General features: G+C 71.4%; 19 protein-coding genes. 8 read left to right on the forward strand and 11 right to left on the reverse strand.

Features of this window, described 5'->3' with window-relative positions; all coding sequences use genetic code 11:
- Positions 1-318 precede the first annotated feature (318 nt).
- From Q5425_RS10510 to dnaE, 3 genes are all read right to left on the reverse strand, one after another.
- Positions 319-1,494: a low temperature requirement protein A gene (locus Q5425_RS10510; RefSeq protein WP_308671964.1), complete on the reverse strand. Its 1,176-nt coding sequence runs from the start codon at positions 1,492-1,494 to the stop codon at positions 319-321.
- 425 nt (positions 1,495-1,919) lie between these two features.
- Positions 1,920-3,389, reverse strand: coding sequence for an MFS transporter (locus Q5425_RS10515; RefSeq protein ID WP_308672210.1), 1,470 nt, complete (start codon positions 3,387-3,389; stop codon positions 1,920-1,922).
- An 85-nt stretch (positions 3,390-3,474) separates the two neighbouring features.
- Positions 3,475-7,062 (reverse strand): DNA polymerase III subunit alpha, encoded by a 3,588-nt coding sequence (gene dnaE / locus Q5425_RS10520; protein ID WP_308671965.1) that lies wholly within the window; start codon positions 7,060-7,062, stop codon positions 3,475-3,477.
- Positions 7,063-7,395: 333 nt separating this feature from the next.
- On the opposite strand from dnaE, the gene Q5425_RS10525 reads away from it, so the two are divergent.
- The 4 genes from Q5425_RS10525 (at position 7,396) to Q5425_RS10540 (ending at position 12,132) form a co-directional block, all read left to right on the forward strand.
- Positions 7,396-8,043, forward strand: coding sequence for a FadR/GntR family transcriptional regulator (locus tag Q5425_RS10525; RefSeq protein ID WP_308672211.1), 648 nt, complete (start codon positions 7,396-7,398; stop codon positions 8,041-8,043).
- Positions 8,040-9,461 carry an amino acid permease gene (locus Q5425_RS10530; protein WP_308671966.1) on the forward strand — a complete coding sequence of 474 codons (1,422 nt, stop codon included), beginning with the start codon at positions 8,040-8,042 and terminating at the stop codon, positions 9,459-9,461. Before Q5425_RS10525 ends, Q5425_RS10530 begins: the two co-directional genes overlap by 4 nt.
- Positions 9,458-10,384 (forward strand): asparaginase, encoded by a 927-nt coding sequence (locus Q5425_RS10535; RefSeq protein ID WP_308671967.1) that lies wholly within the window; start codon positions 9,458-9,460, stop codon positions 10,382-10,384. The genes Q5425_RS10530 and Q5425_RS10535 overlap by 4 nt, the downstream gene beginning before the upstream one ends.
- Positions 10,385-10,506: 122 nt before the next feature.
- Positions 10,507-12,132, forward strand: coding sequence for a CocE/NonD family hydrolase (locus Q5425_RS10540; RefSeq protein WP_308671968.1), 1,626 nt, complete (start codon positions 10,507-10,509; stop codon positions 12,130-12,132).
- Positions 12,133-12,222: 90 nt separating this feature from the next.
- Here Q5425_RS10540 and Q5425_RS10545 read toward each other — a convergent pair whose 3' ends face one another.
- Positions 12,223-12,981 carry a metallophosphoesterase gene (locus tag Q5425_RS10545; protein ID WP_308671969.1) on the reverse strand — a complete coding sequence of 253 codons (759 nt, stop codon included), beginning with the start codon at positions 12,979-12,981 and terminating at the stop codon, positions 12,223-12,225.
- Positions 12,978-13,610, reverse strand: coding sequence for a GntR family transcriptional regulator (locus Q5425_RS10550; RefSeq protein ID WP_308671970.1), 633 nt, complete (start codon positions 13,608-13,610; stop codon positions 12,978-12,980). Before Q5425_RS10550 ends, Q5425_RS10545 begins: the two co-directional genes overlap by 4 nt.
- A gap of 46 nt (positions 13,611-13,656) precedes the next feature.
- Here Q5425_RS10550 and Q5425_RS10555 point away from each other — a divergent pair, with 46 nt between their 5' ends.
- Entirely contained in the window at positions 13,657-14,826 is a 1,170-nt protein-coding gene (locus tag Q5425_RS10555; RefSeq protein ID WP_308671971.1) for an aminotransferase class V-fold PLP-dependent enzyme, read from the forward strand.
- Here Q5425_RS10555 and Q5425_RS10560 read toward each other — a convergent pair.
- The 3 genes from Q5425_RS10560 to Q5425_RS10570 form a co-directional block, all read right to left on the reverse strand.
- Complete coding sequence (locus Q5425_RS10560; RefSeq protein ID WP_308671972.1) at positions 14,823-15,665, reverse strand: serine protease; 843 nt, start codon at positions 15,663-15,665, stop codon at positions 14,823-14,825. The two genes, Q5425_RS10555 and Q5425_RS10560, sit on opposite strands and share 4 nt — an antisense overlap.
- 140 nt (positions 15,666-15,805) lie before the next feature.
- Positions 15,806-16,756: an SDR family NAD(P)-dependent oxidoreductase gene (locus Q5425_RS10565; RefSeq protein ID WP_308671973.1), complete on the reverse strand. Its 951-nt coding sequence runs from the start codon at positions 16,754-16,756 to the stop codon at positions 15,806-15,808.
- Between the two features lie 39 nt (positions 16,757-16,795).
- Positions 16,796-17,932, reverse strand: coding sequence for an acyl-CoA dehydrogenase family protein (locus Q5425_RS10570; protein WP_308671974.1), 1,137 nt, complete (start codon positions 17,930-17,932; stop codon positions 16,796-16,798).
- A gap of 61 nt (positions 17,933-17,993) precedes the next feature.
- Between Q5425_RS10570 and Q5425_RS10575 the strand changes: the two genes are divergently transcribed.
- The gene (locus Q5425_RS10575; RefSeq protein WP_308671975.1) at positions 17,994-18,410 is read left to right on the forward strand and encodes a cupin domain-containing protein; all 417 of its coding nucleotides are present in this window, start codon (positions 17,994-17,996) and stop codon (positions 18,408-18,410) included.
- Here Q5425_RS10575 and Q5425_RS10580 read toward each other — a convergent pair.
- Positions 18,407-18,871 (reverse strand): MarR family transcriptional regulator, encoded by a 465-nt coding sequence (locus tag Q5425_RS10580; RefSeq protein ID WP_308671976.1) that lies wholly within the window; start codon positions 18,869-18,871, stop codon positions 18,407-18,409. The genes Q5425_RS10575 and Q5425_RS10580 overlap by 4 nt on opposite strands.
- A gap of 125 nt (positions 18,872-18,996) precedes the next feature.
- On the opposite strand from Q5425_RS10580, the gene Q5425_RS10585 reads away from it, so the two are divergent.
- The gene (locus Q5425_RS10585) at positions 18,997-19,491 is read left to right on the forward strand and encodes a carboxymuconolactone decarboxylase family protein (RefSeq protein ID WP_308672212.1); all 495 of its coding nucleotides are present in this window, start codon (positions 18,997-18,999) and stop codon (positions 19,489-19,491) included.
- Between the two features lie 43 nt (positions 19,492-19,534).
- On the opposite strand, the gene Q5425_RS10590 is transcribed toward Q5425_RS10585, so the two are convergent.
- Positions 19,535-20,404 (reverse strand): hypothetical protein, encoded by an 870-nt coding sequence (locus Q5425_RS10590; protein WP_308671977.1) that lies wholly within the window; start codon positions 20,402-20,404, stop codon positions 19,535-19,537.
- A 158-nt stretch (positions 20,405-20,562) separates the two neighbouring features.
- Complete coding sequence (locus Q5425_RS10595; protein WP_308671978.1) at positions 20,563-21,144, reverse strand: short chain dehydrogenase; 582 nt, start codon at positions 21,142-21,144, stop codon at positions 20,563-20,565.
- 110 nt (positions 21,145-21,254) lie between these two features.
- Between Q5425_RS10595 and Q5425_RS10600 the strand changes: the two genes are divergently transcribed.
- Positions 21,255-22,700 carry an MFS transporter gene (locus tag Q5425_RS10600; RefSeq protein ID WP_308671979.1) on the forward strand — a complete coding sequence of 482 codons (1,446 nt, stop codon included), beginning with the start codon at positions 21,255-21,257 and terminating at the stop codon, positions 22,698-22,700.
- Positions 22,701-22,704: the final 4 nt, after the last annotated feature.

Raw genomic sequence — 22,704 nt, forward strand, 5'->3', positions numbered from 1 at the left:
ACCTCATACGAGGTTTCAATACATAAGCTCTACTGGCTTAGTTCACTAGCACACTGTTGAGTTCTCAAGCAACACACTTCGGACCGCCGCGCCGCGAAGCGCCTTGGTCTTCGGCTATTGTTTCAAGCTTTGTTCCAGGGATACCACCCTGGTTCGGGACCACCCACTCTACCACGATCGTGGGAGCTTGGTTCGTGTTCCCGGCGGCCGCTCGGTTTCCCTGGCGACTTGGAGAACTTTACATGCCCCCGAAACCCCCTTGCACGGGGGGGTACCTTTTTTCGCGTCAGGCCCCTGACCTGCACCGATCCGCCGGAACTAGCGCCGCGGCGACCCGTGGGTCGCGACGACCGTCAGCACGACCAAAGCGGCCGCGAGCCCGGCGGTCACGTGGATCGGCGCCGGTGTGAAGGACGCCGCCAGGACGAGCACCGCCGTCACCGGGAAGCCGACGGCGATCGGGCGGCACTCGTTGGTCGGGCCGATGTGCAGCAGCCACACGCTGAGCAGGAAGACCGCGACCGGCACCGTGGTCGGCAGGGCCGCGGCGACCCCGCCGAGGTGCAGCGTCCCCGTGTCGTAGGCGACCGCCACTTCGAGGCCGGCGCCGACGGCCGCGACGGAAGCGAAGATGAAGTAGTGGCCGTACCCCCAGCTCATCGACGTGAACATGCCCGGACGGCGGACGAGCCGCGTGTGCCCCGGCCGGTCGAAGTAGAGCCACCACATCGAGAACACGAGGACGAGTGCGGCCGCGGCCAGGGAGATCAGCGCGCCCCCGTGCCCGGGTTCGGCGGCGCCCTCCTTGACCGCGTTCGTCGCACCGAGGATCACCTCGCCGAGCACGATCAGCGTGAACAGGCCGTACCGCTCGGCGATGTGGTGCGGGTGCCACGTTGTGCCCTGCCGTCTCTCGGCCCAGATCGGGACGCCCATCTCCAGCACCGCGAAGACGACGAAGGCGGCCACGCGCACCCCGTGCGGCAGCCACAGGTAGGAGACCCACAGCACCTGGACGGCCGTGATGCCGATCGCGTACCGCAGGGCGGCGGGACGGCAGCCCGGGTCCGACCGCGCGGCCCGCAGCCACTGGAACACCAGCGCGAGCCGCATCAGGACGTACCCGGCGACCATCAGCCGGAAGTCGCCTTCGAACGCGCTCGACACCGCCGCCGCGACGGTCAGGCCGCCGGCGATCTGCACGAGCGTCGCCAGCCGGTACGGGACGTCGTCGGTGTCGAACGCCGAGGCGAACCAGCTGAAGTTCAGCCAGCCCCACCAGATCGCGAAGAACACCATCGCGAAGGACGAGACGCCGTGCGCGGCGTGCCCCTCGGTCAGCGCGTGGTGCAGCGCGGCCGCGGCCTGGCCGACGGCGACCACAAAACACAGGTCGAACAACAGCTCCAGCGGGGTCGCCACGCGGTGGTGCTCGCCGCTGTCGCGGGAGCGCATCGGCCGGTACCACGCCCGGTGCGGCAGCTGCTCGGTCATCGGGGCTCCCCGGGCTCGTGCCTGTCGGACGCGGTCATCCCAACATGATCACGAGCCGCGTGGAAGCACGACACGGGGAAGACGGGCGGGCCCGGTTCCCCCTCCCCCGGGCCCGCCCGCCGCCGTCACGCGCCGGCGGGCGCCGATGGGCAGCCCTTCCGCGAATGCCGGACGGTCCCCCGCGGACGCCGACATCCACTGGCCGGAAGGTGACCGAGTGTGTCCATTCCTTCAAACTCCGGACGCCTCGATCGCTCAAGCCGGTCACCCCATCCCCGGGTGGCCGACTGATTACCACTGTCGGTAGCCAATCCGCGCAGTGAAGGCTCCATAAGACTTACCCGGTTGCTCTGCGTAGCACCAGTGTCTTTCCGTGCTCGTCACTCGGATGGAGCATCGCCGATCTGCGGAAAGTAGTGTCCGGTTCAGCCCCGGTGGACATCCGCCGCGGAAGTCTCGTCCTCCTGGGCTGCCCGCTCCTCCTCGAAAGCCCGGTGGCGCCGCGCCCGGAGCTCGGCGACCGCAAGGACAAGAGCGCCGCACGTCAGGACGGCCGCGCAGCTGAGCGCCACGGTGAGCGCCGTCGGGTAGCCGCTCCCGATGACCATGCCGAACACCGACGCGAGTACGGCGGTGCCGATCGCCGTGCCGATCCGCTGGCCGGTCTGCAGCGCGCCGCCGGCGACCCCGGCCATCCGGACCGGCACGCACTCCAGCGTCAACGTCGTGTTCGGCGAGATCACCATCCCGCCGCCCACCCCGGCGAACAGCAGCGGCAGCGCGAACGCCCACCCGGACGCCGACGGCGGGACCAGCTCGGCGAGCAGCGCGACGGCCAGCAGCCCGACGGCGACCATGCCCAGCCCGGTGACGGTGAGCCGCCTGCCGAACCGGGGCACCAGCCGGCCGGCGACGGCCGCGGACACCGCCGAACCGAGCGCGAACGGCGTCACCGACAGGCCGGACTGCAGGGGCGTGTAGCCGAGGCCCTGCTGGAAGAACACCGCGAAGACCAGCCAGATCCCGGCGAACCCGCAGAAGTAGAGCGCGCCGACCGCCGCGCCGGTGGCGTACCCCGGGGTGCCGGTGAACAGGCGGGTGTCCAGCAGCGGCGACCGGCCGCGCCGCACCACCGAATGCTCCCAGCGGACGAACACGACCCCGAAGACGACCGCGATGGGGAACAGCCACCACAGCCGCGTGAGGCCGCCCTGGTCGGCGTCGACGACCGGGAGCAGCACGCCGAGGACGGCGACCGCGAGCAGCACGATGCCGACGAAGTCGATTTCCGAAGAGATCTTGAGCTGCTTCTTCTCGCTGCGCGGCAGCAGCCGCAACGCGAGGACGAACGCGAGCACACCGATCGGGACGTTGACGTAGAACACCCAGCGCCAGCCGTCCTGGCTGCCGAAGACGGCGAGGATGACGCCGCCGAGGATCGGGCCGACCGCCGTCGAGATCCCGACGACCGCGCCGAACATCCCGAACGCGCGGCCGCGCTCGGCGCCGCGGAAGAGGTCCTGGATCAGGCCGGTGTTCTGCGGGGTGAGCATGCCCGCCGCCACGCCCTGGGCGAGGCGGGCGAGCACCAGCGTGGTCTCGTTCGGGGCCGCGCCGGCCAGCGCGCTGGTGAGGACGAAGGCGGCGAGGGCGCCGAGGAACATGTTCCGGCGGCCGAACGCGTCGCCGAGGCGGCCGCCGGTGACCAGGACCAGGCCGAACGCCAGCGCGTAGCCCGAAACGACCCAGCGGATCCCGCCGCTGCTCGCGTGCAGCCCGGACTGCATCGAGGGGAGGGCGACGTTGACGATGCTGACGTCGAGCAGGCCCATGAACCCGGCCGTGAGCGAGACGGCCAGCGCTTTCCAGCGCCGGGGATCGGGTTCGGACGACATCGAAGGGCTGACCTCACGCGAGTTCACGGGGCGGGGATACCCACTCGGCAAACACGAAAGGGGGGATGTGCGCGCGGACCGCCCGTCAGGTGGAAGCGGTGATCCCGCGGATGCCCTTGAGCTCGCCGATCAGCATGGAGCTGACCTTCACCGGGTAGTCGTAGAGCGCGAAGACCGTCTGGTTCTTCCCCACCAGCTTGAGGTGGACCGGGGTCTCCCCCTTGTGCGCCAGCAGCGTGGACCGCAGCTCGCTGACCACGGACTGGTCGATCTTCTCGGCCGCCGCGAGCAGCACCAGCGGCGGCTCGTCGTCGCCGTTGCCCGTGCCCACCTCCGACAGGTCGAGCGTCGCCAGGCCGCCGCCGAAGATCGACATCTTGTCTTCGCGCCAGTTGACCCGGCCCTTGACCAGGACCGCGTTGTCCTCGATGAGCTCACCCGCGAAGAGGGCGTACGACTTGGGGAAGAACAGCACCTCGAGCGAGGCGTCCATGTCCTCGACCGTGCAGATCGCCCAGGGCTCGCCCTTCTTGTTGACCCGCCGTTCGAGCGAGGTGATCAGCCCGGAGATCACCAGCTCGCCTTCCTTCGGCGGATCGTTGAGGATGCTCGCGATCGGCTTCGGGGCGTGCTTGCGCAGGATCCGCTCGGCGCCGTCCAGCGGGTGCGCCGAGACGTACAGGCCGAGCATCTCGCGCTCGTAGGCGAGCAGCTGCTTGCGCGGGTACTCCTCCTCGCCGAACTTCAGGTGCGCGAGCGGGGACGACGACGGCGCCGCCTCCCCCTCGTCGCCGCCGAAGCCGAACAGGTCGAACTGGCCCATCGCCTCCTGGCGCTTGAGCGGGACGACCGCTTCGACCGCGTCCTCGTGGACCTGGATCATCGACAGCCGCGTGTGGCCGAGCGAGTCGAAGCCGCCCGCCTTGATCAGCGACTCGATGACCCGCTTGTTGCAGACCACGAGCTCGGACTTGTCGAGGAAGTCGGTGAAGGAGGCGTACTTGCCCTTCTCCTCGCGGGTCTTGATGATCGACTCGACGACGTTCGCGCCGACGTTGCGGACGGCACCGAGCCCGAAGCGGATGTCGTCCCCGACGGCCGCGAAGCGCAGGGCCGATTCGTTGACGTCCGGCGGCAGCACCTTGATGCCGAGGCGGCGGCACTCGGACAGGTAGACCGCCGACTTGTCCTTGTTGTCGCCGACCGACGTCAGCAGCGCGGCCATGTACTCCGCGGTGAAGTTCGCCTTGAGGTACGCGGTCCAGTACGAGATCAGGCCGTACGCGGCCGCGTGGCTCTTGTTGAACGCGTAGCCGGCGAACGGGAGGATCGTGTCCCACAGCGCCTTGATCGCCTCGGGCGAGAAGCCGCCGGGCCGCAGGTCGCTGGCCCGCATGCCGGCCTCGAAGCCCTCGTACTCCTTGTCGAGGACTTCCTTCTTCTTCTTGCCCATCGCGCGGCGCAGCACGTCCGCGCGGCCCATCGTGTACCCGGCCACCTTCTGGCCGATGTGCATGATCTGCTCTTGGTACACGATCAGGCCGTAGGTGTCGGCCAGGATCTCCCGCAGCGGCTCGTCGAGCTCCGGGTGGATCGGCTTGACCTTCTGCCGGTTGTTCTTGCGGTCGGCGTAGTCGTTGTGCGCGTTCATGCCCATCGGGCCGGGGCGGTACAGCGCGCCGACCGCGACGATGTCGTCGAACACCGTGGGCTCCATGCGGCGCAGCAGGTCGCGCATGGGGCCGCCGTCCAGCTGGAACACGCCGAGCGTGTCGCCACGGGCCAGCAGCTTGTACGTCTCGGGGTCGTCGACGCCCAGGGTGTCGAGGTCGACGTCGATCCCGCGGTTGGTCTTGATGTTGTCGATCGCGTCACCGATGACGGTGAGGTTGCGCAGGCCGAGGAAGTCCATCTTCAGCAGGCCGATGGCCTCGCACGACGGGTAGTCCCAGCCGGTGATGATCGAGCCGTCGTCGCGCTGCCAGAGCGGGATGGCGTTGGTCAGCGGCTCGCTGGACATGATGACCGCGCAGGCGTGGACGCCGGCGTTGCGGATCAGGCCCTCGAGGCCGCGGGCGGTCTCGAAGATCGTCTTGCACTCGTCGTCGGTCTCGACGAGCGCGCGGACCTCGGCGGCTTCGCCGTAGCGCTCGTGCTTCGAGTCGACGATGCCCGAGAGCGGGATGTCCTTCGCCATGATCGGCGGCGGCAGCGCCTTGGAGATCTTGTCCGCGATCGCGTAGCCGGGCTGGCCGAAGTGGACCCGCGCGGAGTCCTTGATCGCCGCTTTGGTCTTGATCGTGCCGAAGGTGATGACCTGGGCGACCTTGTCCGCGCCGTACTTGTCCGTCGCGTACCGGATCATCTCGCCGCGCCGGCGGTCGTCGAAGTCGATGTCGATGTCGGGCATCGAGACGCGCTCGGGGTTGAGGAACCGCTCGAACAGCAGCTTCTGCGGGATCGGGTCCAGGTTGGTGATGCCGAGGACGTACGCGACCAGCGACCCGGCGGCCGAACCACGGCCGGGGCCGACCCGGATGCCGACCTTGCGGGCGTAGCTGATGAGGTCGGCGACGATCAGGAAGTAGGCCGGGAAGCCCTTCCCGATGATGACGTCGAGCTCGATCTCGATCCGCTCGTTGTAGGACTCGTCCGGCACGCCGTCCGGGAAGCGCCACTTGAGGCCGCGCTGGACCTCTTCGCGCAGCCAGCCGCCCTGGTCGTAGCCCTCCGGCACCTCGAAGAACGGCAGCCGGTCCTTGTGCGCGTAGACCTCGTCGTAGGACTCGACGCGCTCGGCGATCAGCAGCGTCGTGTCAGCCGCGCCCGGGACCTCCTTGTCCCAGTACTCGCGCATCTCCGCGGCGGACTTGAGGTAGTAACCGTCGCCGTCGAACTTGAACCGGGTCGGGTCGTTGAGGGTCTTGCCCGCCTGGACGCACAGCAGCGCCGAGTGCGTGTCCGCCTGGTCCTTGGTGACGTAGTGCGAGTCGTTGGTGGCGATCGGCTTGAGGTCGAGCAGCCGGCCGATCTCCAGCAGGCCCTCGCGGACCGACCGCTCGATCGGCAGGCCGTGGTCCATCAGTTCGAGGAAGAAGTTGTCGGCGCCGAAGATGTCCTTGTAGTCGGACGCGGCCTGGATCGCCGCCTCCTTCTGGCCCAGCCGCAGCCGGGTCTGCACCTCGCCGGACGGGCAGCCCGTCGTCGCGATGATGCCGGCGTGGTTCTCGGAGATGAGCTCGCGGTCCATCCGGGGCTTGCGGTAGTAGCCCTGCATGCTGGCCAGCGAAGACAGCTTGAAGAGGTTCCGCAGCCCGGTCGCGTCCGCCGCGAGCATGGTCATGTGCGTGTACGCACCGCCACCGGAGACGTCGCCGCCCTCACCGAACTCGTCCGAGCCGCGCTGGTTGGCCTGCCCCCAGAAGACGGGCTTCTTGTGGAAGCGGCTCTCCGGGGCGATGTAGGCCTCGATGCCGATGATCGGCTTGATGCCCACCTTCTTGGCCTGCTGGTAGAACTCGTCGCCGCCGTACATGTTGCCGTGGTCGGTCATGCCGACCGCGGGCATGCCGAGGCGCGACGCCTCCGCGAAGAGGGGAGCGATCTTCGCCGCACCGTCGAGCATCGAGTACTCGGTGTGGACGTGCAGGTGGACGAAAGAATCGTTCGACACCAGCAAAAACCTCCCCTAGGTGGATCGGACCGGCGCGCCCGGGCCTCCCACCCTATCCCGCACTCGCCGGGCTCGATTGTGCGCCTCGGCGGGGCCGGACGAGTGCACCGACGCGCGGCTCCTTCGGCGGAAACGATCACGACACGCGCCGCTGCCGGACGGTCACGCGGACGGCATCCCGGCGACCTCCGGGCGAGCCAGGCCACCCGGTGAGGTGAACCACAGACGCCGTCGCTCGCGTTGACAGCCCGAATCCCGGGACCGAGCATTCCCGCCATGAACCTGTCTGACAGCCAGACAGCCGGACAAGGTGGTCCTCGCCGGGTGAGCGCCATGGAAGCCGTGCTGGCCCACCTGCGCGCGTCGATCGAGCGCGGCGAGTACGCCGTCGGCGCGAAGCTCCCCTCCGAAGCCGCCCTGAGCAGGGAGTTCGAGGTCAGCCGGTCGGTGGTCCGGGAAGCTCTGCGCGGGCTGCAGGCGCTCGGCATGACCGAGTCGAAGACCGGCAAGGGCACCTTCGTCACCGCGACCGGCCCGGCCGACAACCCCACCTTCGGGCCCTACTCGGCCCGCGATCTCATCGAAGTGCGCCGGCACGTCGAGATCCCCGTCGCCGGGTACGCGGCCGTGCGCCGCAGCCAGGACGACCTCGACCTGCTCGCGCACCTGCTCGACCGGATGGACGCCGAGACCGACAACACGGCCTGGGTCGCGCTCGACTCGCTCTTCCACATCACCATCGCCCAGGCCTCGGGCAACCCCGTGTTCGGGAAGGTGATCGAGGAGATCCGCGACGCGCTCGCCCGCCAGTCCGCCTTCCTCAACCAGCTCGGCGACCGGCGCTGCCGGTCGAACGTCGAGCACCGGCAGATCGTCACGGCGATCGCCGATGGCTCCGAGGCCGCCGCCGTCGAAGCCATGACGGCGCACCTCACGCACGTCGAAGCCACTCTGACCAGCATCGTGAACGGGGACCAGTGACCGAGCAAACCCTCACCGCCACGACCCCGGACGCGGGCGACGCCGGCTACCACAAGGCCTTGAAGCCCCGGCACGTCAACATGATCGCCATCGGCGGGGCGATCGGCACCGGCCTCTTCCTCGGTGCGGGCGGACGGCTCGCCCAGGCCGGGCCGGCGCTGGCGATCGTCTACGCCGTCTGCGGGCTCTTCGCCTTCTTCGTCGTCCGCGCGCTCGGCGAGCTGATCCTGTACCGGCCCTCCAGCGGCGCCTTCGTCTCCTACGCCCGCGAGTTCATGGGCGAGAAGGGCGCGTACGTCGCCGGCTGGATGCACTTCCTCAACTGGTCGACCACCGGCATCGCCGACATCACGGCGATCGCGCTGTACGCGCACTTCTGGTCGTTCTTCTCGCCGATCCCGCAGTGGGTGCTCGCGCTGATCGCGCTCGCCGTGGTCCTGACGCTGAACATGGTGTCGGTGAAGCTGTTCGGCGAGATGGAGTTCTGGTTCGCCATCATCAAGGTCGCCGCGCTCGTGCTGTTCATGGTGATCGGCATCTTCCTGCTGGTGACGCAGACGCCGATCGACGGCGTCGCGGGCGGCCCGCAGCTGATCGCCGACCACGGCGGGATCTTCCCGTCCGGGCTGCTGCCGATGGTGCTGATCGTGCAGGGCGTGGTGTTCGCCTACGCCTCGGTCGAGCTGGTCGGCGTCGCCGCGGGCGAGACCGAGCACCCGGAGAAGATCATGCCGAAGGCGATCAACTCCATCATGTGGCGCATCCTCGTGTTCTACGTCGGCTCGGTCGTGCTGCTGGCGATGCTGCTGCCCTGGAGCTCCTACACGAAGGACCAGAGCCCGTTCGTCACCGTGCTCTCGCACCTGGGTGTGCCCGCCGCGGACAGCGTGATGAACCTGGTCGTGCTCACCGCGGCGCTGTCGAGCCTGAACTCCGGCCTGTACTCGACCGGCCGCATCCTGCGGTCGATGGCGGTGGCGGGCTCGGCGCCGAAGTTCACCGGCGTGATGAACCGCAACCACGTGCCCTACGGCGGGATCCTGCTGACCGCGGCCGTCTGCGTGCTCGGCGTCGGGCTCAACTACCTGGTGCCGAAGGAGGCCTTCGACATCGTGCTCAACTTCGCCGCGATCGGCATCCTCGCCACCTGGGCCATCATCGTGCTCTGCCACCTGCTGTTCGTGCGCAAGGCCGAGCGCGACGGCCTCGAGCGGCCGTCGTTCCGGCTGCCGTTCTCGCCGTACACCGAGATCGCGACGCTGGTGTTCCTCGCCGCCGTCGTTGTCCTGATGGGCTTCGACGAGACCGGCCGGATCACCCTGCTGGCGCTGCCCGTGATCCTCGTCGCCCTGGTCGCGGGCTGGTTCGGCGTGCGCAAGCGGATCGACATGCGCGCGTTCGACGAGGAGGGGCTGTGAGCCACGAACCCCTCGCCGAGCTGGTCCGCGGCGGGATGGTCGAGGGTGTCCACCACGGGTCCCTCGTGGTGCTCGCCCCGGACGGCTCGACGCTGTTCGCCGCCGGGGACGTCGACACCGCGGTGTACCCGCGGTCGACGGCGAAACCGCTGCAGGCGACGGCGATGGCGCGGCTGGGGCTGCGCCTGTCCCCCGCCGGGTTCGCGATCGCCGCGGCCAGCCACTCCGGCGAGCCGATGCACCTGGACGCCGTCCTCGAAGTCCTCGACGGGCGCTCCCCCGACCGGCTGGGCAACCCGGCGGACTTCCCGTTCGACCCGGTCGAGCGCGACCGCTGGATCGCCGCCGGCCGGGCGCCGGCCCGGCTGGCGCACAACTGCTCCGGCAAGCACGCGGCGATGCTCGCGACGTGCGCGCTGAACGGCTGGACGGCCGAGGGCTACCTCGACCCGGCCCACCCGCTGCAGCGCGCGATCGCCGCGACCGTCGAGGACCTGACCGGCCGCGGCATCGCGCGGGTCGCGGTCGACGGCTGCGGTGCGCCGCTCTTCGCGACGACGTTGCGGGGCCTCGCGACGGCCGTGTCGAAGATCGCCACGGCCGCGCCCAGCACGCCGGACCACCTGGTCGCCGCCGGGATCCGGACGCACCCGGAACTGGTCGGCGGCAGCCGCCGGGACGTCACCGCCGTCATGCGCGCGGTGCCAGGGCTGATCGCCAAGGACGGTTTCGAGGCCGTCCAGGTCGCCGCGTTGCCGGACGGCACCGCGATCGCGATCAAGATCGCCGACGGCGGGGACCGGGCCCGCGTGCCCGTGCTCGCCGCGGCGCTGAAGCTGTGCGGGTTCGACGTCCCGGCCGGCCCGGACACCCTGCGGGTCACCGGAAAACTGGCCGCTTCGGCGGGGAGCACGTCACCGTGACAACGGCCTGATGCGGGCCGAAGAGCCGGCGACGCGGCCGCCGCCGGAGACCCTTGCGCGGGCGAACTGAGGTACGGTCGGATCCGGAAGGATCTACTCCACTTCGGAAGGCGGGGCCACCGGTGCTGGACCGATTTGTCGACAAGCTGCTCGGGCTTCCCCGCACCGAAGGGCCGAAGCCGGTCGTGACGCGCGATCTCGCCGTCCCGATGCCCGACGGCGTCACGCTGCTCGCCGACCGGTACGCCCCGGCCGGGACGACGTCGGCGCCGGTGGTGCTGATCCGCACGCCGTACGGGCGCAAGGGCTTGGCCTCGAAGCTCTTCGGCGAGACGTTCGCCCGGCACGGACTGCAGACGGTCGTCCAGAGCACCCGCGGCTCGTTCGGCTCCGGCGGCGAGTTCCGGCCGTTCCACCTCGAACGCGAGGACGGCATCGCGACCGCCGAATGGCTGCGCGCCCAGCCGTGGTGCGACGGGACCCTCGGCATGGCCGGCGCCAGCTACCTCGGGTACACGCAGTGGGCGGTCGGGCCCTACCTCGACCCGCCGTTGGCGGCGATGTGCCTCGGCGTCACGGCGTCGGAGTTCGTCTCGACGTTCTACCCGGGCGGGGTGCTCGCGGCGGACAACATGATCTCGTGGTCGGCGATGATCGGCCGCCAGGAAGAACGCTTCGCCGCGCTGCCGAACCCGGTGCAGACGCGGAAGACCCGGCGGGCGATGTCGGCGTTGCCGCTGAGCGGCGCCGACGTGGCCGCGATCGGCAAGCCGGTGACCTTCCTCCAGGACGTCACCGGCCACTTCGAGCCGGGCGACGGCTTCTGGGCCATGTCCGACCACAGCGCCGGAGTGGCGGAGCTCGACGTCCCGGTGTCGATGGTCACCGGCTGGTACGACCTGTTCGTCGGCTCGCAGCTGCGCGACTTCCGGCGCCTCGCCGAAGCCGGCAAGGCGCCGCGGATCACGATCGGGCCGTGGGCGCACGGCGAACCCGCGAGCATGGGCCCGATGATCCGCGACCAGCTCGGGTTCCTGCGCGCCCACCTGCTCGGCGACCGCACCCAGCTGCAGCGTTCCCCGGTCCGGTTGTTCCTGCAGGGCGCCGGGACGTGGCTGGACTTCGAGTCGTGGCCGCCGCCGTCGAAGGCGACCGAGGCGCACCTGCGGCCGATCGGCGGGCTCGGCGAAGCGTTCGGCGAACCGGCTTTGCCGACGCCGTTCACGTACGACCCGGCCGACCCGACGCCGGCCGTCGGCGGGCCGCTGCTGACGGGCGAGTGGAAGCAGCGCGACAACCAGGAGGTCGAGGCCCGGCCGGACGTGCTGGTGTTCACCGGCGAGCCGCTCCCGTCCGACCTCGACGTGATCGGCGAGGTGTCGGCGACCGTCCACATGCGCACCGAGCTGGGCCACGCCGACGTTTACGTCCGGCTCTGCGACGTCGACGCCGGCGGCATCTCCCGCAACGTGACGGACGGGATCCTGCGGCTGCGCCCGGGCGTCCCTTCGGCCGACGCCGACGGGGTGGTGACGGCGGAGGTGACGCTGGACCCGACGGCCTACCGCTTCCGCCGCGGCCACCGCCTGCGGGTCCAGGTGGCGGGCGGCGCGTTCCCCCGGTTCGCGCGCAACCACGGCACGGGCGAGCCGGTGACGTCGGCGGTGGACGGGAAGCCGAACCGCTTCGAGGTGTTCCACGACGAGGCCCGCCCGTCCCGCATCACCCTGCCGGTGTTCACCAGCTGAGATCCAGGCGCCACTTTCATAGGGAAAGTGGCGCCTCCGGGGGTCCAAGGCGTCACTTTCGTAGGGAAAGTGGCGACTTCGGGGGACCGGTCAGAGCGGGATGGTGCGGTGGTGGCTGGTCAGCCGGCCGTCGTTGTGCAGGATGTGCAGCAGCAGGGCCGGCGGGCGATCGTACTCCAGCGGGCCGCCCTCGGCCCAGGCGCTGTCCCCGCCCGGCTCCGCCGGGAGCAGTGAGCCCGACACCACGCCGGGGGCGATGCGCAGCGGAACGCCGGCGAACGTCGTCGACGCGCCCGTGTGCACGTGGCCGGCCAGCAGCGCCGTGACCCGCGGGTGGCGGGCGAGTACCGCAGCCAGCCGCTCCGGACCGGACTGGCGGATCGCGTCCACCAGGGGGACGCCGACCTCGACCGGCGGGTGGTGGAACGCGACGAACGCGGGGCCGTCGCCGCCGGAAAGGACGCCGTCGAGCCACGCCAGGGTCTCGTCGGCGAGGAAACCCGCACCGTCGCCCGGGATCGTCGAATCGCACATCGCGAACAGCACCCCGTCGATCTCCTGGGCCAGGTCGATCGGGCCGTCGGAAGGGGGCAGATCGAGCAGCCCCGCCCGGAACGCCGCCCGGACGTCGTGGTTGCCCGGGCACACCAGCACCGGCGCCGGGTACTTCAGCAGTTCGGCGGCGCGCGCGTACTCCGCGGCCGTGCCGTGGTCGGCGATGTCGCCGGTGACGACAACGGCGTCGACCGGTTCCGCCAGCCCGCCGAGGTAGCCCAGCACGGCGGCGACGCGGTCTTCCGCGCGCGCCTCGCCGTCGAGGTGCAGGTCGCTCAGGTGCGCGATGATCATCTTTCGTCCTTCCCCAGGTACGCCAGTGCTTTGACCCAGTTGGCGACGAGCACCGCGGACGCGGCGGCCAGGTCGCCGTCGCGCAGGGCCGCCGAAATGCGGCGGTGCTCGCCGATGCTCTCCCCCGCGTGGCCGTCCCGGGCGAAGTACGCCGACTCGTACCGCTTGAGCAGCGGCTTGGTCTGCTCGATCAGCCGCAGCAGGTGCGGGTTCGGGCAGCGGGACAGCAGCAGCGCGTGCCACCGATCGTCCAATGCGGACAGATCGCCGCCGTTCGCGAGCGCCGCGGCCATCTCGTCGGCGACGGCGTCGAGCGCGTCCGGCAGCCCGGCCAGCTCCAGCGGCGACGTCCAGCGCAGCGCGAGGGCCTCGAGCTCGGCCACCAGCGGGTAGAGCCGGCGCGCCTCGTCCGGGTCGAACGGCGGCACCAGGAACCCGCGGCCGGGCGCGGAGACCAGCAGCCCGCGGTCGGCGAGCCCGATCAGCGCCTCCCGCAGCGGCGTCCGGCTGACGCCCAGCTCCCGGGCCAGGTGCACCTCGTTGACGCGGGTGCCGGCGGCGAGGCGCCGGTCCAGCACGCGGGCGGTGATCTGCTCGATGAGGTCGCTGCGCAACGGGGTGCGGGCCATGGCGGGCAGTATTGCATACAATAACTATCTACTGTATTCAGTTGGTATGAGCTTCGACGTCGAACGTGCGCGCCGCGAGACCCCGGGCTGCACCCGGGTCGTTCACTTCAACAACGCGGGCGCGGCGCTGCCCCCGGCCGTCGTGACCGACACCGTCGTCGAGTACCTGCGCCACGAAGCGCTGGTCGGCGGCTACGAAGCCGCCGCCGGAGCCGCGGACCGCTTGGACGCCGTGTACGCGTCGGTGGCCCGGCTGCTCGGCGCCAGGCCCGACGACATCGCGCTCACCGACAACGCGACCCGCTCCTGGCAGGCGGTGTTCTACGCGCTGCCGTTCGGCCCCGGGGACCGGATCCTGACGTCCCGGGCGGAGTACGCCAGCAACGCCATCGCGTTCCTGCAGGTCGCCGGGCGCACCGGCGCGGTCGTCGAGGTGATCGGCGACGACGAGTCCGGGCAGTTGGACGTCGAAGAGCTGCGGCGGCGCGTGGACGGCGACGTCAAGCTGATCGCCGTCAGCCACGTACCCACCCAGGGCGGGCTGGTGAACCCGGCCGAGGAGATCGGCGCGGTCGCCGAGGCGGCCGGCATCCCGTTCCTGCTGGACGCGTGCCAGTCGGCGGGCCAGCTCGACCTCGACGTCACGCGCCTGAAGTGCGACGCGCTGTCCGGGACGGGCCGCAAGTACCTGCGCGGCCCGCGCGGCACCGGCTTCCTCTACGTGCACCCGCGGCTGCGCGAGCGGCTGGAGCCGGCCATGCTCGACCTGCACTCGGCGAGCTGGGAATCGCCGACGGAATACGTCGTCGACGCGACCGCCAAGCGCTTCGAGGTGTGGGAACGCGACTTCGCCGCCGTGTGCGGCCTCGGCGCGGCCATCGACTACGCGCTCGGCTGGGGCCTGCCGGCCATCGAGGAGCGCGTGGCTTCGCTGGCCGCCACCCTGCGCGGCCGGCTCACCGAAGCCGGCGCGCAGGTGCACGACGCGGGCGCGCGCAAGTGCGGTCTCGTCACCTTCAGCATCGACGGCAAGGAGGCCGCGGAGATCAAGGCGCGGCTGGCCGAGGCGGACATCAACACGTCGCTGTCGACGCGCACCTCGGCGCAGTACGACTTCACCGCGCGCGCCCTGCCGGACATGGTCCGGGCGTCGGTGCACTACTACAACACCGAGGACGAGATCGACCTGCTGGTGCGGCAGCTCGAAAAGCTCTAGCCGCGGGCTTCCGGCCGGGCGCCGGACCCGTGGACGGTGCGGTGGATCCAGCCGGCGTAGGCGGGCACGCTGGTGTAGAGGCCGGGCCCGTTGGCGCAGGGCACGTCGTCGTCGCCGGGGCCGGAGGTGACGCCGATCAGCTCCCACCGGCCGCCCTTTCCGCGCTGGACCTGCGGCCCGCCGGAGTCGCCCATGCACGCCATCGCGTCGGGCTTGCGGCTCACGGTGCACAGCCGGGTCGCATCCGCGTAGCCGGGCGAGCACTCCCGCTCCGCCGCTCGGCGGGTGTCGAGCTGCTGGAGCCGTTCGGGGAACACCGCCTCGGTGATGTCGCCGGTGTCGACCGTGGTGCCGAAGCCCAGCAAGCGGGTCGGCGTGCCGGGCCGGCCGGGCCGGCCGGCGACGCGGATCGGCTGCTGCGGAACCGGGCGGTCCAGGCGGACCAGCGCGATGTCGTTCTCGTTCGGCGTGCCCGGCCGGTAGCCCGGGTGGCGCACCCACCGGTCGATCGCGCGCACGGTACCGCCGCCGGTCCGCCGCTCGCTGCCGATGCGCACGGTTCCCTCCGGCACGGCCGGGTTGCGCCCCGGATCGACGCAGTGCGCCGCGGTCACCACCCATTGCGGGTGGATCAGCACCGCCCCGCAGACCCCGCGGGCGTTGTTCAGTTCGGGCACGATCTCCGGGATCGAGGCCATGAACCCGTAGCGCTCGGTGGAGTCCGTCCCGTTCACCACGGCACCGGCCGTCCCGGGTACCGCGAGCGCGCAGAACACTCCCACCAGCGCAACACCGGTGGCACGAACCAGGTTGCGGCGCACGGAATCGACTCTCGGCATGCTTTTCCTTCGTTCGGGGACTCCGGGCTGTTCGAAGCCAGCTTCGTCGCCGGCCCGGTCGCGGACCATCAGGCCGGCACCCCGGTTCGCGGTGGCGGCGGCCCGACGTCCGGTGGTGGGGTTCGCGCCACCCCGTCCGCCTAGGCGAAGGCGTTCACGCCGGTCAGCTCGGCCGACACCGTCCACAACCGCTCGGCGAGCACCGGATCGGTCGCGTAGCTCTGCACCCCCGTGCGGGTGCCGTCCGCCGGGGCGGGCCCGGCGATGTCGCAGTCCTCGAGGTACACCCCGCCGAGGCCGTCGAGCTGCGGGGACGTCGCCGCCCAGACCTGGGTCGCGGCGCCCTGCTCCGGGGTCTTCGCGCCTCCGGTGACCCGGCCGGCCTCGTCCACCATGCCCGCGTCGACGAGCTCCTGCCGGTCCAGGTGGCGCACGAGGTCGGTGAGGATCCGGCCCGGGTGCAGCGCGAACGCGCGGACGCCGTGGTCGCGCGCCAGCCGGTCGAGGTGCACCGCGAAGAGCACGTTCGCCGTTTTGGCTTGGCCGTAGGCGAGCCACTTGTCGTAGCCGCGCTCGAAGTTCAAGTCGTCGAAGCGCACCGGGCCGTAGTGGTGGCCGCGCGAGGACACCGAGACCACGCGCGAGCCGGGGGTGAACGCCGGCCAGAGCCGGTTCACCACCGCGAAGTGCCCGAGGTGGTTGGTGGCGAACTGCGCTTCCCAGCCCGGGCCGACGCGCGTTTCCGGGCACGCCATGATCCCGGCGCTGCCGATGAAGACGTCGATCCCGCGTCCCGACGCGAGGAACCGCGCAGCGAACGCGCGGACGCTGCCGAGATCGGCCAGGTCGAGTTCGCCGACCTCGACGTTCCCCAAGCCCCGCAACGCTTCTTCCGCCGTGGCGCGGCGGCGGGCCGGGACGACGACGTGCGCGCCCGCGGCGGTCAGCGCCCGGGTGGTTTCCAGGCCGATGCCGGAGTACCCGCCGGTGACGATCGCGAGCTTGCCGGTGAGGTCGATGCCGGCGACGACCTCGGCCGCGGTGCTGGTGGCGCCGAACCCCGAGCCGATCTTGTGCTGTGCGGTGGTCATGTCCCGACGCTAAGTCCTGGAGCGGGCTCCAGCGCAAGTTCAGCCCTTGAGCAGCTGCCGCGCAATCACGAGCTTCTGGATCTCGCTCGTGCCCTCGTAGATCCGGAACAGCCGCGCGTCGCGGTAGATGCGCTCGACCGTCACGCCGCGGACGTACCCCGTGCCGCCGTGCACCTGCACCGCGCGGTCGGCGACCCGGCCGAGCATCTCGGTGCAGAACAGCTTCGCCGACGACGGCCCGAGCTTGCGGTCCTCACCCGAGTCGTACTTCGCGGCGGCTTCGTGGACCATCGCGCGGCCGGCCGCGAGCTCGGCGTGGGACTCCGCGAGCAGCGCCTGCACCAGCTGGTATTCCCCGATCACCCGGCCGCCCTGGCGCGCCGTCCGCGCGTACTCGACGGCCTCGGCCAGCGCCCGCTCGGCCAAGCCGACGCACAGCGCCGCGATGTGCAGGCGACCGCGGGCGAGCGAGGCCATCGCGATGCCGAACCCCGCGCCCTCCTCGCCGACCAGCGCGTCGGCGGACAGCTCCACGTCGTCGAAGACCACTTCCGACGTCCACGCGCCGGCCTGGCCCATCTTGGCGTCATGCGGGCCGACGGTGACGCCGGGCGCGCCCGCGGGCACGAGGAACGCCGAAATCCCGCGGCTGCCGGTGCCTTCCGGATCGGTGCGGGCGAACGCGACGAACACCTCGGCGAGCGGCGCGTTGGTGATGAACCGCTTGGTGCCCGAGAGCCGGTAGCGGTCGCCGTCGCGGACGGCGCGGCTGGTCAGCCCGCCCGGGTCGGAGCCGGCCTCGGCTTCGGTGAGCGCGAACGACGCGATCGCCCGGCCCGCGGCCAGCCGCGGCAGCCAGCGGGTGCGCTGCTCCGGCGTCCCGTGGTGCACGATCGCCTGGCCGGCGATGCCGTTGTTGGTGCCGAACAGCGACCGGAACGCGGGTGTCGTCCAGCCGAGTTCGATCGCCAGCCGGACGTCTTCGGCCATGCCGAGGCCGAGCCCGCCGTACTCCTCCGGCAGCGCCCAGCCGAACAGGCCCAGTTCGGCGGCCTTGTCCCGGATTCCGGCCGGGATTTCGTCGCGTTCGTCGATCTCGGCCTCGCGCGGCACGACCTCCTTGCGCACGAAATCCCGCACCGCGCCGAGGACCTGCCCGAAAACGTCCGCGTCCATGCGTGGCACGCTACCGGGATCGCCGCCCCACGGACGGGCCCGGACGCGGTAGCTTGGGCCGATGCGCAAGCCGCTCACCGTTGTCCTGGCCGCCGTCGCCGCGGCCTTGGTGCTCCCCTCGACCGCGTCCGCGACGCCCGGCAGCGGCGTCACCGGCACGATCCTGGCCCAGAAAACCATCGGGCACACCGATTACACGCTGCGGGAGATCACCGTCCAGCCCGGCGGCTACACGGGCTGGCACTTCCACGACGGCACGCTGTACGCGTACGTCAAGGCCGGCACGCTGACGCACAACCTGGCCGACTGCAGCATCGACGGCATCTTCGGCACCGGGCGCGCGTTCACCGAGAAGCCGGACCAGGTGCACATCGGCCGCAACCTGGGATCGACACCGCTGGTGCTGGAAGTCCTGTACGTGCTCCCGGCGGGCAGCCCGCTGTCGGAGGACGCCCCGGACCCCGGCTGCGGCTTCTAGCCCGAAAACCAGCCGGCCGCGTCGAGGCGGAACGCCGCCGGGCCGACGACCGCACGCAGGTCGTCCTCGAGCGCCGCGATCCGTCCGGCGCCGACCGTGCGCGCCCAGTCCGCGCGCAGTTCGTCGAAGATCTCCGCCGATTTGCCGAGCGCGTCGATGCCGTGCGGGGTGAGCCGGACGATCTTGCGGCGCGCGTCCGCCGGGTCGTCGGCGCGCTCGACGTACCCGAGCGCCTCCAGCCGCTCGACCGTCTTGCCCGCCGCCTGCTTGGAGACGCCGAGGCGGCGGCCGATCTCCGACGCCGTCGCCCCCTGGACCCCGACCGCCTGCATGGCGAAGCCGTACGACGGCCGCATGGCGGGGTGGCCGCGGCGCGCCAGTTCGGCGTGCAGGCGGTCGATCAGCGTGCGGAAGCCGCCGAAGAGGAGGAGGGGCAGCTCGTAGCCGGGTGTGCCGGTCACGGCGCCTTGCCAAACTCGACAACCTGGTTTACGGTTTCGACAACCACGTTGTCGATCCTATCCCGGGAGACGCCTTGTTCGCCGATCACACCCCGGAGTCTGCACCCCCGGCCGCCCGCCCCGCGATGACGGCCACCGCGAAGAAGTTCGGCCGCGTGCCGTCCGCCGTCGCCCGGCTGGCGACCTCGCCGGAGCTGCTGAACGGGTTCCTGAAGCTCAGCGCGATCTTCGAAGCCACGACCTTGACGGCGCTGGAACGCGAAGTGCTGATCATGACGGTGGCCGCGCGCAACGAGTGCCACCTCTGCGTGGCGATGCACACGGCCACGCTGACCCGGCTCTCCGCCGCCCCGGAAGTGGTGGCGGCGCTGCGGGCCCAGGCCCCGCTGCCGGAGCCGCGGCTGGAGGCGCTGCGCGTCTTCGTCCACGCGGTGCTGGACACCCGGGGCGAAGTCGCCGCCGACACGCTGGAAGCGTTCACCGGCGCCGGTTACACCGAACGCAACGCCTTGGAGGTGGTGCTGGGAATCGGGACGTACACGCTGTCGACGTTCGCGAACCGGCTCACCCGGGCCCCGCTCGACGAGGCCTTCGCCGAGCACGCCTGGCACGCGGCATGAGGGCCGTGGGGCCGCCCGTTCCGGCGGCCCCACGGCCGGGAACTCAGCCCTTCACCAAGGTGACGACGGTGGTGTCGTCGACCGAGACGTTGGTGTTGTAGTTCGGGTCGAGCGCGGTCGCCTGGGTGACGACCTCCGCGTTGCCCTTCTGGAACGGCGTGGTGCCCGACGGGACGACGGTCGCCGTCCACGGCGCCGGCGCGCCCGGCGTGCAGGCGACCTGCGCCGAGTAGGTGCCGCGGATGATGACGTTGCGCTTGACCTGCGTCGCGGACCCGCTCAAGGTGACCTTGGCCGGCGCGGTGCAGTCGACGGTGCCGTGCAGGTACGCGTTGCCGTTGAGCGTGCTCGCGGTGCCGTCCGTGGCCACCTCGAGCCCGATCGCCAGCTCCGCCGGGGCCGGCGGGTTCGCGATGTGCACCTCACCGCGCGCGGCCGCCGTGCCGCCTTCGCAGTGCTGTTCGAAGGTGGCGTCGAGCGTCTGGACGTAGCCGTTCGGCCCGAAGACGACGTTCTGGACGGCGAACGTCCCGGTCAGGGTGTTGCACCCCCGGCCGTTGCCGCTCAGGTCCAGCCCCGGCGCGTTGACCCCCTGGAACGGGTACCGCGTGGCCCCGTCGTAGGTGCCGGCGGCCAGCCTCGTGCCGCTCGGCGCGGCGAGGTCGAGCGTCCACCAGTCGCTGTTGAAGCCGCTGATGCTGACGGCGACGTGGTTGCCGTCCGCCGACGCGTTGACCGTGAGCCCGTCCTTCGCTTCGGTGGAGTAGGCGTAGGAACGGCCCCCGCTGATGTAGTCGCCCTGGTCACCGCTGAACGACAGCGACCCCGTGGCGACCGGCTGCGCGTGCGCCGGCACGGCCCCCACGAGCACGGCGAGCACGGGCACCGCGACGACGGCGGCGGCTCGCTTCAAAAACCCAGAACCCTTCACAGGTTCCCCCTCAGGTGAGTTGGTCACTTGCCGATCTTCCTGTCGGTCACCGCCAATCACCCGTTACCCGCGGAGATCGAATTTTGCCTATCCCACAAGAACTCCCGGGTTTTCCGTGTGGATCTTGACAAAGTTCCCGGTCACCGGGGCACGACGGTCCGGCCGTTCGCGTCGCCTTCGACGAGTTCCCGGTAGGCCTCGGCAACCACCGCCACCGGCGTCCCGCGCCCGCCGTCCTCCCCCATCGCCTCGAGGGTTTCGCCGATCCAGCCGGGGCTGACGACGTTGATCCGCGGCCCGCGCGGCAGTTCGGCGGCGGCCGACCGGACGAAGGCCTCGAGGCCGGCGTTGGCGAGCGCACCGAGCCCGCTGCCCGGGATCGGCTCGGTGAACGTCCCGCCGGTGAGCGTGATCGAGCCCGCGGCGGGGAGGCGCTCCACCGCTCGCCGGGCGAGCGCGACCTGACCGAGCAGCTTGGCGCGCAGGTCGTCGAGCACCTGCTCGTCGGTCAGCTCGGCGAGCGGGCGCAGCGGGACGTTGGCGGCGCAGCACACGACGGCGTCGGCGGCGGTCTCGAAGAGCGCGTCGAGCGATGAGGGATCGGCCAGGTCCGCGCCGAGCGGCGAAGTCCGCGAGACGGGCACGACCTCGTGCCGTGGTTCGAGGGCGGCGGCGACGGCTCGCCCGACGAGGCCGGTGGCCCCCAGCAGGATGATCTTCACGCCCTCGACGCTAGCGGCCGCGGTTATCGGAAAAACTTCCCGAGCGCGTGTCCGGTCCCGCGGAACGGCTCCGACCCCTGGCAAACGGACCACGGAGAAGGAGCCCGAAGATGGAGAAGCCGGCCGGACGGCGGGAGTGGCTGGGACTGGCGGTCCTCGTGCTGCCCACCCTGCTCGTCGCGATGGACATGACCTCGCTGTTCCTCGCGCTGCCGCAGCTGAGCGCGGATCTCGGCGCGAGCAGCACCGAGCAGCTGTGGATCACCGACAGCTACGGCTTCGTCGTCGCCGGGTTCGTCATCACCATGGGCACGCTCGGCGACCGCATCGGGCGACGGCGGCTGCTGCTCGCCGGCGGCGGGGCCTTCGGGCTGCTGTCGATCGTCGCCGCCTTCTCGACCGGGCCGGTCATGCTCATCGTCGTCCGCGCGGCGCTCGGCGTGGCCGGGGCGACGCTGATGCCGTCGACGCTCGCCCTGATCACGAACATGTTCCGCGACCCGAAGCAGCGCGGCAAGGCCATCTCGATCTGGGCCACCTGCCAGTTCGCGGGCGGTGCGGCCGGCCCGGTGTTCGCCGGCTTCCTGCTCCAGCACTTCTCGTGGGGCTCGGTCTTCCTGGTCGCGGTCCCGGCCGTGGCCGTCCTGCTGGTCGCGGGCCCGGTCCTGCTGCCGGAGTTCCGCGCGCCGGTGTCCGGGCGGCTGGACCTCCCGGGTGTCGCGCTCTCGCTGGCCGCCGTGCTGCTGATCGTCTTCGGCCTCAAGCAGCTGGCGGCCGGTTCGGCGGTCCTGCCGGTCGCGGCGATCGCCACCGGGACGCTGCTGGGCCTCGTCTTCGCCCGTCGCCAGCTGCGGACGGCGTCACCGCTGCTGGACCTGCGGCTGTTCCGCAACCGCCCGTTCACCGCGGTGCTGGTGGCGCTGGTGTTCGCCGGCGTCGCGATGGCCGGCGTCGGGCTGCTCGTGACGCAGTACCTGCAGAGCGTCCTCGGCCACTCCCCGCTCGTCTCGGCCCTGCTGTTCGCCCCGATGGGCCTCGGCGTGGCGGCGGGCACGATGACGGCCCCGGCCCTGACCCGGTTCGTGAAGCCGGCGACGGCGATCGCGGGCGGCTTGGTGGTCTCGGCGGCGGGCAGCCTCCTGCCGGCGGTGACCGACGGCGTGGTACCGGTGGTGGCGGGGATCACGGTGCTGGCGCTGGGCACGGGCCCGCTGTTCGCGCTGGGCATCGGCCTGGTGGTGGGCGCGGTCCCCCCGGAGCGCGCGGGTTCGGCCGCCTCGATGGCGGACACCGGCAACTACCTCGGCGGATCCCTGGGCATGGCCCTGATCGGCCTCACCGCATCGGCGGTGTACCACGGGGCGTTCCCGGCGGGCACGACGCTCGCGGCCGACGTCACCCGCCCGGAGGTGGCCGAGCAGGCGAAGGCGGCGTTCACCAGCGCGCTGAACGTGACGGGCGTGATCGCGGCGGTGCTGTTCGCGGGGCTGGCGCTGCTGGTGACGTCGATGCGCCGCACCGAAGCCGTGGTGCCGGAACCGGCCATGGCGGAGTGAGGAG

Origin of the sequence: Amycolatopsis sp. A133 (assembly GCF_031082405.1) — a bacterium.
In the GTDB taxonomy this organism is placed as follows: domain Bacteria; phylum Actinomycetota; class Actinomycetes; order Mycobacteriales; family Pseudonocardiaceae; genus Amycolatopsis.